This window comes from Phytohabitans kaempferiae, from assembly GCF_042433955.1.
Lineage (GTDB): Bacteria > Actinomycetota > Actinomycetes > Mycobacteriales > Micromonosporaceae > Phytohabitans > Phytohabitans kaempferiae.
Genome location: NZ_JBHLUH010000009.1, coordinates 88,734 through 101,013, shown reverse-complemented (window position 1 = coordinate 101,013; position 12,280 = coordinate 88,734). Strand labels below are relative to the sequence as shown.

The following is a 12,280-nucleotide window of genomic DNA, read 5'->3' as shown; positions in this document are numbered from 1 at the left end:
CGCGATCGCGTGCCCACGTACCCTGGAACCCGTGCGCCTGGCCACCTTCAACGTCCTGCACGGGAGGTCCCTCGACGACGGGGCGGTGGAGCGGGAGCGCTTCCGCGCGGCGATCGCCACGCTCGACGCCGACGTGCTGGGGCTCCAGGAGGTCGACCGGGCCCAGGTGCGCAGCGGCCACCTCGACCTCACCGCGCTCGCCGCCGAGGCGAGCGGCGCGGTCGCGCACCGGTTCGCCCCCGCGCTGATCGGCACGCCCGGGGAGACCTACCGCCGGCTGGCCCACGACGAAGACGGCGCCGACGAGCCGAGCTTCGGGGTGAGCCTGGTCAGCCGGTGGCCGGTGCGGTCGTGGCACGTGACCCGGCTGACCGGCGCGCCGCTGCGCTCGCCGATCCTCTCGCCCGGGCCGGGCGGGCGCTTCCTGTGGCTGCGCGACGAGCCGCGGGTCGTGCTCGCCGCCGTGGTCGAGGGGCCGCGCGGGCCGTTCACCGTGGCGACCACGCACCTGTCGTTCGTACCCGCCTGGAACGCCGGCCAGCTGCGCCTGGCGGTGCGGGCGCTGCGCCGGCTGCCCTCGCCGCGCGTGCTGCTCGGCGACCTCAACATGCCGGCCCGCGCGGCGGCGCTGGTCTCCGGCTGGCGGCCGCTGGCCAAAGTGGCCACGTTTCCGGCCGGAAGCCCCAAGGTGCAGCTCGACCACGTGCTGCTCGACCGGCGGGGGGCGGCCGGTTGGCCGGGTGAGCCCGCCGCGGAGACGCCCGCGGTGCCCTTCTCCGACCACCGGCCGCTCGTCGTGGAGATGCACGCCGGGCCGCCCCCACGACGGCCCGGCACCGACGGCAACTGAGCCGTATACCTCCAGTTCGGACAGTGGGCCCGGGGGCCACCCCCGGCGCCGGCCCGTGTCCTGGAACGTGACGCCGCGCCGCGCCGAACCGGCCACTGTGGAGTACGGCTCAGGCGGGCAGCTCGGACGGGAGCCGGCTGGCCTCCTGGCGCGGCTCGATCGCGTCGCTCACCGCGGCGTCGTGGTAGACGTACGCGGTGGTGAGCGCGACGAACGGCAGCGCCAGCGCGTAGACGACGCCGGCCACGATGTTGACCAGGGCGAACGGGGCCTCCGTCGCGAGGATCAGCACCATGCCGACCAGCGGGCCGAGGGCGAGCACGATGCCGGCGCCGGCGACGACCAGCCAGGCGACCTTCCACCACCGGCCGCGCACGAGCCCGCTGCTGCGCCGCAGCGCGCCGGGCACCGTGCCGCCCTCCAGCTCGACCACCTGCGCCACCAGCGCGAACCGGCCGGCCAGCCACACCGCGAGCGGCAGCAGCACCACCGTCGCGCCGAGCAGGACCACCGCGGCCACGGCCAGCGCGACGGCGCCGAGCAGGCGGGGCAGGCGGCGCAGCGCCAGCGCGTACGCCCGCAGCGGGTCGATCGGCCGCCCCTCGTCCACCGCGGCGAGCGCCCGCGCGGTGGCCGCCTGCACCAGGCCGACCGCGGCGAGCGTGAGCGTGGCGCCGGCGGCGACCGAGAGCGTGGCGAGCAGCCCGCCGCTCTCGCCGTCCATGTCGATGCCGAGCACGCTCCGCGCGCCGAGCACGAGCCAGTGGAGCAGCGCGATCAGCCCGGCGATCGGCAGCAGCGCGAGGCCGATGCCGGCGAAGAGCGGCCACCGCCCCAGGTACATCCGGGCGGCGGCGGCCAGGATCTGCCCCCACGCCCGCCGCCGGCTGACCCGCAGCGGCGCGGCCGGGCGCCAGCGCGTGCGGCGTACGGCGTAGAGGCCGATCGCCAGCCCGACACCGAGCACGAGCAGCATCCGGTCCGGCTGGTCGACGGTGCGGCGCAGCGCGTCGGAGCCGGTACGCAGCGCGGAGCAGAAGAAGTCGGTCGCGTCGGTGCCGAGCAGCCCGCCGGCCGGCACGGCGTAGCTCCGCTCCCGCCACGTCTCGGCGTACGCGATCGGCTCGGTCCACTGCCGCTTCAGGTTGGGGCCGGTCGGTCCGTTGTAGAACGCCGTCTGCAGCTCGCCCCAGCGCCCCTCGAAGGCGATCCACGGGTACGCCGCCCGCGCCGCCGCCGGGTCGCTCGGGATCACCTTCACCACCGGCCGGATCTCCACGCTCGGGCTGCTCGCGTCGTCGCAGCCCACGCCCTGCGAGCCGGAGCTGCCGAGGTAGAGCGCGTCCTCGAAGAAGTTGGCGTGCGAGCCGGCGGCCGGATGCACCACGGGGTGCGTGCCGTCGACCACCTCCAGCTTCGGGTCGCCCCACGCCGCCCGCTCGGCCCCCTCGTGCTGGCTGTAGCCCACCTCCACCGGCGGCGTGGCCAGCGCCGCGGCCGCGTCGGGCGCGTCGAAGACGAGCTGGATCATCTCCCAGTCGCCCTCGTGCGTGTTGTTGAAGTCGTTGAACGCGTAGAAGAACCAGTACTGGAGTGCGAGCTTGCCGGGGTGGCCCGGGTCGGTCGCCACGTGCGCGTACACGGTGGGCGGCGTGCCGCCGGTGATCCGGTCCGCCCACCGCTGGTAGCCGCAGCCGGGGTGCAGCGGGTTGCCCGGGAAGTCGAGGTGGTACTCGTACCGCCCGTCGGCCAGGTCCTCCGCGCTCGGCCCGATCCGCACCAGGTCGGCCGAGGACCAGGGCCCGCGCAGGGCCACGGTGGACTGTCCGAAGAGCACGTCGACGTCCAGCGGCCGGTACGGCTCGCCGTACCCGCACTCCTCCGCCTGCTCGACCAGGCGCACCACCGGCGCGTACCGCTCGGCGAGCGCGGTCTCGCCGGCCAGGTCCGCGCCCGCGGGCGCCGCGGCGGCCAGCACGCCGCCGCCGGCAAGGGCCAGCGCGATGGCCCACCGTCGCAACCGCCGCCCGCGCATACCGCCATTCTGATCAACTCGGCGCCATCTGGTACGGGATTGCTACGATCGCCTCCGCCATGATCGATTGGGATCGCACCGAAGCTGAGCGCTACCGCTCCCGCGTGCGCGGTTGCCTGGTCGGCGGGGCGGTCGGCGACGCGCTCGGCGCGCCGATCGAGTTCCTGTCGCTCGACCGGATCCGCGAGCGGTACGGCCCGGCCGGCCTCACCGACCTCGTCGTCGGTGCGGACGCGGTCGCGCCGGTCACCGACGACACGCAGATGACCCTCTTCACCGTGGAAGGGCTGATCCGCGCCTCCGTGCGGTGGGACCGTGGCGTCTGCCATCCGCCCTCCGTGGTGCACCGCGCCTACCTGCGGTGGCTCGACACGCAGCGGCTCGCGGCGCCCCCGCGGCCGGCGGACGGCTGGCTCGCCGCCCAGCCCTGGCTGTACGCGCGGCGGGCCCCCGGCAACGCCTGCCTCTCCGGCCTGGAGTCGCCGGGGATGGGCACGCCCGACGACCCGAAGAACCCCGACTCCAAGGGCTGCGGCACGGTGATGCGCTCGGCGCCCTTCGGCCTCGACCCGCGCGAGTGGGCGACGCCGGAGCGCGCGTTCGACCTCGCCGTCGAGTGCGCGACGCAGACGCACGGGCATCCGACCGGATACCTGGCCGCCGGCGCGTTCGCGGCGATCGTGCGGGCGCTGGTGGCCGGTCGCGACCTGCGCGCCGCGGTCGCGGTCGGGCTCGACCTGCTCGCCGGCCGCCCCGGGCACGAGGAGACCACGGCCGCGCTGCGCGCGGCGCTCGCCGCCACCGGGCGCCCGCCGGCTCCAGACGAGGTCGAGCGGCTGGGCGGCGCCTGGATCGCCGAGGAGGCGCTGGCCATCGGCGTCTACTGTGCACTGTCCTATCCCGACCCGGCCGACGTGCGGAAGGCGCTGCTGCTCTCGGTCAACCACTCCGGCGACAGCGACTCGACCGGCTCGGTCTGCGGCAACCTGCTCGGCGCCTGGCACGGCGAGACCGCCCTGCCGCCCGACTGGGCCGCGGTGGTCGAGGGGCGCGGCACGATCCTGGCGCTCGCCGACGACCTGGCGATGGAGTACACGCAGGGCGGCCAGTTGCACGGCGACCACGGCCCGCACACCGCCTGGACCCGCCGCTACCCCGGGGCCTGACGCCGCCGCGGCGTCGAGCGGGCGCCGTCGAGGCGGCGCGGATACCATCCTTGCGCGCGGATCTCACCGCACCGTGCTAGCCGCGGCCGCCCGGGCGCGTGGCCGCCTCGCCGCGCGGCGGCGGCCGGAGGAGGGGGCAGCGTGACCGAGCTCGTGCGCACCGCGGCAGGCTGGGCCGTACGCCGGGAGGCCGGCCTCTTCGCGCTTGGCACCACCCTCGCCGACCTGCTCGCGCTCCCGCTCGCCGAGGCGCGCGCGGCGTACGAGGCCGGTGACGGGGCGCTCCTCGACGCGCCCCCGCTGGCGCCGGTCGACGCGCAGGAGGTGTGGGCGGCCGGCGTCACGTACCAGCGCAGCCGCGAAGGGCGCCGGGAGGAGTCGGAGCCGGCGGGGCACGCCGACCTGTACGACCGCGTGTACACCGCCGACCGGCCGGAGCTGTTCTTCAAGGCGACCGCCGCCCGCGTGATCGGCGACGGCGAGCCGGTCGGCATCCGCGCCGACTCCGGATGGGACGTGCCCGAGGCGGAGCTGGGGCTGGTGGTCAACGCGGCCGGCGAGCTGTTCGGCTACACGGTCGGCAACGACATGAGCAGCCGCTCGATCGAGGGGGAGAACCCGCTCTACCTGCCGCAGGCGAAGGTGTACGCCCGCTCCTGCGCGCTCGGCCCGGCGATCGTGCCGGCCTGGGAGGCGGGCCCCGGCCCGTTCCCCGTGTCGGTGCGCGTGGAGCGCGGCGGCGCCACGGCGTGGGCGGCGACGACCTCGACGGATCGGCTGGCCCGTACCCCGGAGGATCTGGTCTCCTGGTTGACGCGGGCGCTGGACTTTCCCGCGGGGGTCGTGCTGCTCACCGGCACCGGTGTGGTGCCGGACCGGAGTTTCACGCTGCGTGACGGTGACGTGGTGACCATCGATGTCGCCGGGGTGGGCACGCTGCGCAACCCGGTGGTGGTCGTGGGGCGCGCCTGAGCACGCCAGCTATTCGACAGGGGGACGAACGTGGAGCAGATCGAGAGCCGCTCGCCGCAGCGGCCGGACGACCTGGTGGTCAAGGTGGCCGACAGCGGGCCGGCCGACGTGGCGGCGGCGGTGGAGCGGACCCGGGCGGCCGGCGCCGACTGGGCCCGGCGCGCGGCGGGAGAGCGGGCCGCCGCCCTGACCGCCTGCGCCGACGCGCTGGCCGGCGCCGCCGCCGACGTGTCCGCGCTGGTCGTCCGGGAGGTGGGCAAGCCGGTCGGCGAGGCGGTCGGCGAGGTGGCCCGGGGCGTGGCGATCCTGCGGTACTTCGCCCAGGCCGCACTGCTGCCCGAGGGCGAGGTCTTCCCCGCCTCCGACGGCGCCTCGCTGCTGCACACGCGCCGCCGCCCGCACGGGGTCGCCGGGCTGATCACGCCGTGGAACTTCCCGGTCGCGATCCCGCTGTGGAAGGCGGCGCCGGCGCTCGCGTTCGGCAACGGGGTGGTGCTCAAGCCGGCCGAGCAGTCACCGGCGGTGGCCCTGCGCCTGGCCGAGTTGTTCGCGGACGCGCTGCCGGGCGGCGTGCTCACGGTCGTCACCGGCGGTGGCGCGGCCGGCGCGGCGCTGGTGGAGGCGGCCGACGCGGTCTCGTTCACCGGTTCGGTGGGGGCCGGCGCGCGGGTCCGCCGGGCGGCCGCCGAGCGGGGCATCCCGGTGCAGTGCGAGATGGGCGGCCAGAACGCGTCGGTCGTGCTTCCCGACGCCGACCTGGACGCCGCCGCGCGCACGATCGCCTTCGCCGCGATGGGGTACGCCGGCCAGAAGTGCACCGCCACCAGCCGCGCGATCGTGGTGGGCGACGCGGATGGCTTCGCCGAGCGGCTGGTCGCGGCCGTCGAGGAGCTGGGCGTGGGCGACCCGGCCGAGCCCGGCACCGCGGTCGGCCCGGTGATCGAGGTGGAGGCGCGCGACGCGGTGGCCGGCGCGGCCCGCCGGGCGGCCGGGCGCGGCGCGAAGGTGCTCACCGGCGGCGCGGCGCTCGACCACGCCGGCTGGTTCGTGGCGCCGACCGTGGTCACCGGCGTGCCCGAGGGCGACGAGCTGCTCACCGAGGAGGTGTTCGGGCCGATCTGCGCGGTGGTGCCGGCCGCCTCGCCGGAGGCGGCGGTCGAGGCCGCCAACTCCGTACGGCACGGGCTCGTCGCAGCCCTCTTCACCCGCGACCTTGGCGCCGCGCTCACCCTCTCGCCCCGCTTCGACGTGGGCATGCTCAAGGTGAACGCGCCGACCGCCGGCGTCGACTTCCACGCGCCCTTCGGCGGGGCGAAGGAGTCCAGCTACGGGCCGCGCGAGCAGGGGCCGGCCGCGCGCGAGTTCTACACACGCACCACCACGGTCACCCTCACGCCGTGACCGGCGCCGCGGGGGCGCGCGGTGGTGGAGCCGGACCGGCGCCACGACGGATAGACTCCGCCGCATGGCGCTGGCGATGGACCCGGAGCGCAGGCGGATGTTGATGGCGGTCGACAAGGCGCAGCGCGAGTGGGAGGAGCGATACGGCATCGACGACGCCGACTGGGTCGCCGGCGGCAAGACCGGCCCCGACCGCGTCTCGCCCACGCCGGAGCAGGCCGAGGAGCTGCACCGGGCGCTCAATCGGATCACCCACTGGGATCCGGAGACCGGCCGCTACGGCGCCTGACCGTGGCCTGCCCGTCGGTGTGACGGGACCTCATCGGCTCCGGACCGTGCGGCGCAGGCCGGCGATCAGCACGGCGCCGGCCGCGACGTGCATCGACACCAGGGCGACCAGCCCGCCCGCCGTCTCCGCGCCGGCCGGGCCGGCCAGCGACAGCACCAGCACCGCCACCGAGATCCAGGTCCACGCGGTGGCGGCGCGCCGCGTCGACCGTTCCAGGATCGCGAGCAGCCCCCACGCGGCGAGGCCGGCGACGGTGGTCGCCACGGCGACCGCGGCGAGCGTCACCGTCCGCCCGCCGGCGGTGAGATCGGCGCCGAGGCCGCGTGCGCGTTGGCACAGGGCGCCTCGCTCACCTTGATGCGCCGCGCCACCGGGCCGGCCTTCGCGATCGCGCGGCATAGCGGCGGAGCGCTCCCCGCCGTACGAGGTGTTCGCGTGGTAGAGGTCGCGGGACGAGCTGTACCGGCAGCTCGTGGAGGCGCTGCGGATCGCCAGCCAGGTGAGCGAGGAGCCCGCGTCCCTGGTGCCCTAGGACGTGGCGCCGTGCCGCGCCAGCTCCGCGGCCCGGTCGACCACGCGTTCGGCGCTGCCGGCCGCGACGGGGGAGCGGAGCACCTCGTAGTCGGGTCGCCGGTAGGCGCCGCGCACCGGTAGGTAGCCGAGGTATCCGTTCGTGTATCCGATGAGGACGGTGGGGTGGTCGACCAGGCCGTCCAGTCGCGCGGCGAGGTCGAGGTACGGTTCGGCGCCGAGCCCGACCAGCGAGAGTCCACCGCCCGCCACGCCGGGCTCCGCGGCCAGCCGCACCACGGAGATGGCGCACGCGGGGTCGGCCAGCGCCGGCTCGAGCTGGGCGAGCTGGGCTGCCTGGAGCGCGGTCCACGCGGTGCGGACGGCCACCGCGTCGCCCGCGCGGCGGGCCCGTTCCAGCCGGCGTTCCAGCCGCCGGGCCAGTTCGGGCGTGGCGGTGGCCGGCTTGGGCGGCAGGGCGAGCCGCTCGCGGGCCACCGTGAGCGGGCCGGCGGCGGTGGCGCGGGGCGGGCGGCGCAGGCCGCGTACGACGGCGTCGGCCACCAGCCCGCCCAGCCGGTCGCACTCCGCCGGCGTCTGCGCGTGGCGGTGCGGTCGCGTGCTGATGTCGCCGGCCGCGCCGGTGGCGACGACGGCGAACGTGCCCGGCCCCAGCCGCGCGGCGAGCGCCCGGCGTACCGCCCCGGAGAGGTCCGCGCTGACCAGCAGGTTGTCGGCCGGCATGACGGTGGGATGGACCGGCAGCACGACGAGCAGGCCGGCCAGCCCGCCGCTGTCCGCGTGCTCGAAGCGGAGCACGTCGACCGGTACCGTGCGGCGGGGGCGGGCGCCCGAGCGCTGCCCGCCGACCCCGGCCAGGCGCTGGCGGTGCAGGCTCAGCCGCACGTCCCGTTCGGCGGCGGTGGCGGCCTCGACCGCGGCGGCCGCGACCGGCGGGATCTCGGCCAGCCACCGCTCGGGCGTGACCGGCGAAGCCGGGAGGCAGCTCGTCTCGGGGCCGGCGTGCGTGTGCGTGGCGGAGACCCACACGTCGGTGCCGGGCAGCAGCGCGGCGACGGCGGCGGCGAGGTCGGCGTGCGCGTACGGCGTGTCGAGCACGACCCAGGCCAGCCGCCGCCCACCACTGTGGATGGTGAGCGCGTGCGCCTCCAGCCGGTCGAGGGTGCCGGTGGCGGGGCCGGGGCGGGCGGCGTATCCGCCGAGGGGCGAGCCGAGCGGCACGTCGAGCGCGGCGCTGGCATGGCCGACCCGCACAGGCTCGGTCACCGGGGGTACCTCCATGGTCGAGTCGCCGCTCAGGCCCGGCGGCCGCCGTCGGGCAGCAGCTCGACGGTGAGCGTGTAGTAGTCGCCCCGGTACACCGACTCGCCGTACTCCACGGCACGCCCCCGCCGGTCCCACATCAGCGCCCGGATGCGAAAGCACGGCTGGGCCGGGGGGACGCGCAGCAGCTCGGCGGTGCGCCGGTCGGGCAGGGCCGGCTCCACCTGGGCCGTGCCGGAGATGACCTCGACGCCGTAGCGCTCGGCCATCAGCGCGTACCAGGAGCCTTCCAGGTCCTTCTCGGTGAGGTCGGGGAAGAGGCGCGAGGGCACCATGATGTTCTCCACGGCGAGCGGCTCGCCGTCGCCGAGCCGCAGCCGGACGAAGCGGGTCACCGGATCGCCCACGGGCAGCCGCAGCTGGCGGGCCATCCGCACGGTGGCCCGCACGCGCCGCAGGTCGAGCGTGCGGCTGGCGGGCCGCACGCCCCGCCGGGTCAGCTCCTCGGTGAACGAGGCGATGGTCAGGTGCCGCGGCACGCGTGGCCGGCAGGTGTACGTCCCCTGCCGCTGCCGGCGCTCCAGCAGCCCGTCGAGCACGAGCCGGTCGATCGCCTTGCGCAGCGTCATGCGCGCCACCGACCAGCGCGCGGCCAGCTCCCGCTCGGCCGGGATCCGCTCTCCGGTGGGCAGCGAGTCGATCAGGTCGAGCAGGCGCGCCCGCGCCTCCCCCGCCCGGTCGGCCCCTCCGGCCAGCACGCCCACCTCCTCCCGGACGATCGCCGCTGGGGGCACCGTAAGCACGTCCGGGCGGCTTGGGCCAGACCACGACGCCGATCTCACTGGACCACGACCCCGCCGCTCACGCTCCGCCGAGGTCCATCTGGTCCAATCTGGTACGCACGGCGGGGCGGCCCGGCCCGCGGTGCCCGACCCCGCCCGGGGCCGGGCGCCTAGGCGAGGATCTCCGCGACCGTGTCGGGGTCGCCCGCGTCGTGGGCCTGGAGCAGCGCGGCGAAGCGCTCCGCCGGCAGGACGCGGATGCCCAGCTGCTCGGCCTTGGCCGCCTTGGAGCCGGCGCCCTCGCCGACCACGACCAGGTCGGTCTTCTTCGACACCGAGCCGGAGGACTTGCCGCCGAGCCGCTCGACCGCCTCGTTGCCCTCGTCGCGGGTCAGGCCGGGCACCGCGCCGGTCACCACCACCGTCATCGGGCTGCCGTCGGGGCGCTGGAGGGGGAGCGAGGAGACGTCCGGCGTGGCCTCGATCGGCTCGGTCATGTTGACGCCCTTGGCGGCGAGCTTGGCGATCAGCGGGGCCAGCTCGACCAGCTCGGCCGCGATGGTCACCGCGCGCTCGGGGCCCACGCCGTCGACCCGCTGCAGGTCGTCGGCGGTCGCGGCGAGCAGGGCGTCCATCGTGCCGAAGTGCCGGGCCAGGCGGCGGGACATGGAACGGCCGGTCATGCGCACCCCGAGGGCGGTCAGCACGCGCGACAGCGGCTGCGCCTTCGAGCCCTGGATGTTGGCGACCAGCTTGGTGGCGGAGACCTCGCCGAGGCGTTCCAGGGCGGCGAGCGTGGGCACGTCGAGGTCGTAGAGGTCGGCGGGGTCGGTGACCAGGCCCGCGGCGACCACCGCGTGGAGGATCTTGTCGCCGAGCCCTTCGATGTCCATCGACGTGCGCGCGACGTAGTAGGACAGCGACTCCTGGGCGCCGCAGGCCCGGCCCTGCGTGCACCGCCACCGCTTCTGTGTGCGGTCGATCTCGCCGCCGCAGCGGGGGCAGTGCGTGGGCGGCTCGAACGCCACCGCGCCGGCCGGCCGCAGGTCGAGCTGGGCACCGGTGACCTCGGGGATCACGTCGCCGGCCCGGCGGACGAAGACGGTGTCGCCGGCGCGGACGTTGCGGCGCACCAGGTCGTCGAAGTTGTGCAGCGTGGCCGAGGTGACGATCACGCCGCCGACCTGCACCGGCTCCAGCACCGCGACCGGAGTGATCACGCCGGTGCGGCCCACCTGCACCTCGATGCGGAGCAGCGTGGTGGTACGCGTGTCGGCCGGGAACTTGTACGCCACGCCCCACCGCGGCGCCCGGCTGGACGAGCCAGCGGCGAGGCGGTCGGCGGGCTGGTCGGCCTTGATGACCGCGCCGTCGACGCCGAAGCCGAGCGTGCCCCGGGCGGCGGTGAGCGCCTCGACCGCCGCGTGCACCTCGTCGACCGTGGCGCACAGCGTCCAGCCGGTGGTCGCCACGCCGAGCTCCGCCAGCCACGCCATCGCGGCCGAGTGGGCGGTCGGCTCGGCGACGCCGTGCACCGAGTACGCGAGGAAGGAGAGCGGTGCCTCGTAGACCCGCTTGGGCGCGCGGAGAGTGCCCGCGGCGGCGCTGCGCGGATGCGCGAAGGCCGGCTCGCCCGCCCCGGTGCGCATCACCTGGGCGGCGGCGAAGTCGTCGTCGGTCATGAAGACCTCGCCGCGCACCTCGACCGTCACCGGCTCGCGCAGCCGCTCGGGCAGCCCGGCCGCGCGGCGGGCCTGCGTGGTCACGTCCTCACCCGCGCGCCCGTCGCCCCGCGTCGCCACCAGGGTCAGGACGCCGTCGGTGTACCGGGCGGCGATGGCCAGCCCGTCGATCTTCGGCTCGACCGTGAAGCCGGCGACCGGACGGCCCAGGAGCTTCTCCAGCCGGGCCGCCCACTTGCGCAGCGGCTCCTCGCCGAAGACGTTGTCGAGGCTGAGCATCGGCTCGCTGTGCACGACGTCGCCGACCACGTCGCCGCCCGCGCCCACCGCCTCGGTGGGGGACTCGGCGTCCTTCCACTCCGGATGGGCCGCCTCGGTCGCCGCGACCCGGGCCATCAGCGCGTCGTACGTCGCGTCGTCCATGGCCAGGTCGGGACCGCTGTAGTACGCCTCGGCGGCGCCCCGGATCCGCTCGACCGCGGCCTGGTAATCTGCGGGGTCCGGGAACGGCGTCGCCTCCGCCGCGTCCACGACCGGATCCACCAGCTCCCGCATGCCCGCCGCCCCCTCAGCCTCAGCGTGTACCGCGAACTCAGCGTGTACCGCGAACTCAGCGTGTACCGCGAACTCAGCGTGTACCGCGAACATTGTGGCTGGTCGGGGGCGGTGCGCGCGAACCACCCCGGCGGTGCGGCCGCGAACCGTCCAGCCGGACCGGTGGCCTCGTACCGCTATGGGCGGTCGATCAGCCGCGTGAGCGCCTCGCCGCCTTGAGCGAGCACATGACCGCGGCCGTCGGCGGGCGGTGTCAGGATCCGGCGGCAGCCGTCGAGTTCGATGTACACCTCGCCGTTGTTGCGCCCGATCGGTAGCAGGACGGCGAACCGGCTCGCGTGCGCCGCGCAGTCCGCCGCCGGCGGGGCGGCGGCCTCGGCCTCGTCGCCTGGAACCGGTGCCGCGCCGCCGAGTTCGTCGCCGGCGGCCAAGCCCCGCACATCCACGTGGCGGCCCCGCCGCCACCTCGACGTTCGCTCGTTGACCATGACCCGGCGCACGTAGCCCTCGGGGTTGCCGCCCGCGACGACCCGCCGCCAGTGCACGGCCGTCTTGACCAGCGCGTGCTGAAGCAGATCCTCGGCGAGCTGATGATCCCCGGTGAGCAGGTACGCGGTGCGCGACAGTGCCGCTCCACGCGCCACCACGAACTCGCGCAGACCCTCGTACCTGTCCATCGCACTTCCTCTCCCAGGTAAACGCCACAGACCACTAGAAGGTTGGGACGCCGCCCGCTCCGGAACGCGGCGCGGTC

At 76.1% G+C, this 12,280-nt stretch carries 11 protein-coding genes; 5 read left to right on the top strand and 6 right to left on the bottom strand.

Annotation, left to right across the window (positions count from 1 at the left end; genetic code table 11):
- Window positions 1-31: 31 nt before the first annotated feature.
- Window positions 32-850 carry an endonuclease/exonuclease/phosphatase family protein gene (locus ACFFIA_RS07235; protein WP_377247379.1) on the top strand — a complete coding sequence of 273 codons (819 nt, stop codon included), beginning with the start codon at window positions 32-34 and terminating at the stop codon, window positions 848-850.
- 109 nt (window positions 851-959) lie between these two features.
- Here the strand turns inward: ACFFIA_RS07235 and ACFFIA_RS07230 are convergent, their stop codons facing one another.
- Window positions 960-2,885: a hypothetical protein gene (locus tag ACFFIA_RS07230; protein WP_377247376.1), complete on the bottom strand. Its 1,926-nt coding sequence runs from the start codon at window positions 2,883-2,885 to the stop codon at window positions 960-962.
- Between the two features lie 59 nt (window positions 2,886-2,944).
- Here ACFFIA_RS07230 and ACFFIA_RS07225 point away from each other — a divergent pair, with 59 nt between their 5' ends.
- The 4 genes from ACFFIA_RS07225 to ACFFIA_RS07210 all read left to right on the top strand — a co-directional run bounded on the left by ACFFIA_RS07225 (window position 2,945) and on the right by ACFFIA_RS07210 (window position 6,713).
- Window positions 2,945-4,051, top strand: coding sequence for an ADP-ribosylglycohydrolase family protein (locus ACFFIA_RS07225; RefSeq protein WP_377247373.1), 1,107 nt, complete (start codon window positions 2,945-2,947; stop codon window positions 4,049-4,051).
- Window positions 4,052-4,192: 141 nt separating this feature from the next.
- Window positions 4,193-5,023: a fumarylacetoacetate hydrolase family protein gene (locus ACFFIA_RS07220; protein ID WP_377247370.1), complete on the top strand. Its 831-nt coding sequence runs from the start codon at window positions 4,193-4,195 to the stop codon at window positions 5,021-5,023.
- Between the two features lie 30 nt (window positions 5,024-5,053).
- Complete coding sequence (locus ACFFIA_RS07215; protein WP_377247367.1) at window positions 5,054-6,424, top strand: aldehyde dehydrogenase family protein; 1,371 nt, start codon at window positions 5,054-5,056, stop codon at window positions 6,422-6,424.
- A 64-nt stretch (window positions 6,425-6,488) separates the two neighbouring features.
- Window positions 6,489-6,713 (top strand): hypothetical protein, encoded by a 225-nt coding sequence (locus ACFFIA_RS07210; protein ID WP_377247364.1) that lies wholly within the window; start codon window positions 6,489-6,491, stop codon window positions 6,711-6,713.
- Window positions 6,714-6,743: 30 nt separating this feature from the next.
- On the opposite strand, the gene ACFFIA_RS07205 is transcribed toward ACFFIA_RS07210, so the two are convergent.
- The 5 genes from ACFFIA_RS07205 to ACFFIA_RS07185 all read right to left on the bottom strand — a co-directional run bounded on the left by ACFFIA_RS07205 (window position 6,744) and on the right by ACFFIA_RS07185 (window position 12,203).
- Entirely contained in the window at window positions 6,744-7,112 is a 369-nt protein-coding gene (locus tag ACFFIA_RS07205) for a DUF6069 family protein (protein ID WP_377247361.1), read from the bottom strand.
- A gap of 129 nt (window positions 7,113-7,241) precedes the next feature.
- Window positions 7,242-8,510: a hypothetical protein gene (locus ACFFIA_RS07200; protein ID WP_377247358.1), complete on the bottom strand. Its 1,269-nt coding sequence runs from the start codon at window positions 8,508-8,510 to the stop codon at window positions 7,242-7,244.
- 29 nt (window positions 8,511-8,539) lie between these two features.
- Entirely contained in the window at window positions 8,540-9,301 is a 762-nt protein-coding gene (locus ACFFIA_RS07195; protein WP_377247355.1) for a GntR family transcriptional regulator, read from the bottom strand.
- 158 nt (window positions 9,302-9,459) lie between these two features.
- The gene (ligA, locus tag ACFFIA_RS07190) at window positions 9,460-11,526 is read right to left on the bottom strand and encodes an NAD-dependent DNA ligase LigA (protein WP_377247352.1); all 2,067 of its coding nucleotides are present in this window, start codon (window positions 11,524-11,526) and stop codon (window positions 9,460-9,462) included.
- 176 nt (window positions 11,527-11,702) lie between these two features.
- Window positions 11,703-12,203, bottom strand: a complete 501-nt coding sequence (locus tag ACFFIA_RS07185; RefSeq protein WP_377247349.1) for a sigma factor — start codon at window positions 12,201-12,203, stop codon at window positions 11,703-11,705.
- Window positions 12,204-12,280: the final 77 nt, after the last annotated feature.

Bases quoted from the DNA above. Each gene is read 5' to 3' on its own strand.
- ligA (WP_377247352.1), bottom strand. From the start codon at position 11,526: ATGCGGGAGCTGGTGGATCCGGTCGTGGACGCGGCGGAGGCGACGCCG.
- ACFFIA_RS07185 (WP_377247349.1), bottom strand. From the start codon at position 12,203: ATGGACAGGTACGAGGGTCTGCGCGAGTTCGTGGTGGCGCGTGGAGCG.
- ACFFIA_RS07225 (WP_377247373.1), top strand. From the start codon at position 2,945: ATGATCGATTGGGATCGCACCGAAGCTGAGCGCTACCGCTCCCGCGTG.
- ACFFIA_RS07205 (WP_377247361.1), bottom strand. From the start codon at position 7,112: ATGCCGCGCGATCGCGAAGGCCGGCCCGGTGGCGCGGCGCATCAAGGT.
- ACFFIA_RS07210 (WP_377247364.1), top strand. From the start codon at position 6,489: ATGGCGCTGGCGATGGACCCGGAGCGCAGGCGGATGTTGATGGCGGTC.
- ACFFIA_RS07230 (WP_377247376.1), bottom strand. From the start codon at position 2,885: ATGCGCGGGCGGCGGTTGCGACGGTGGGCCATCGCGCTGGCCCTTGCC.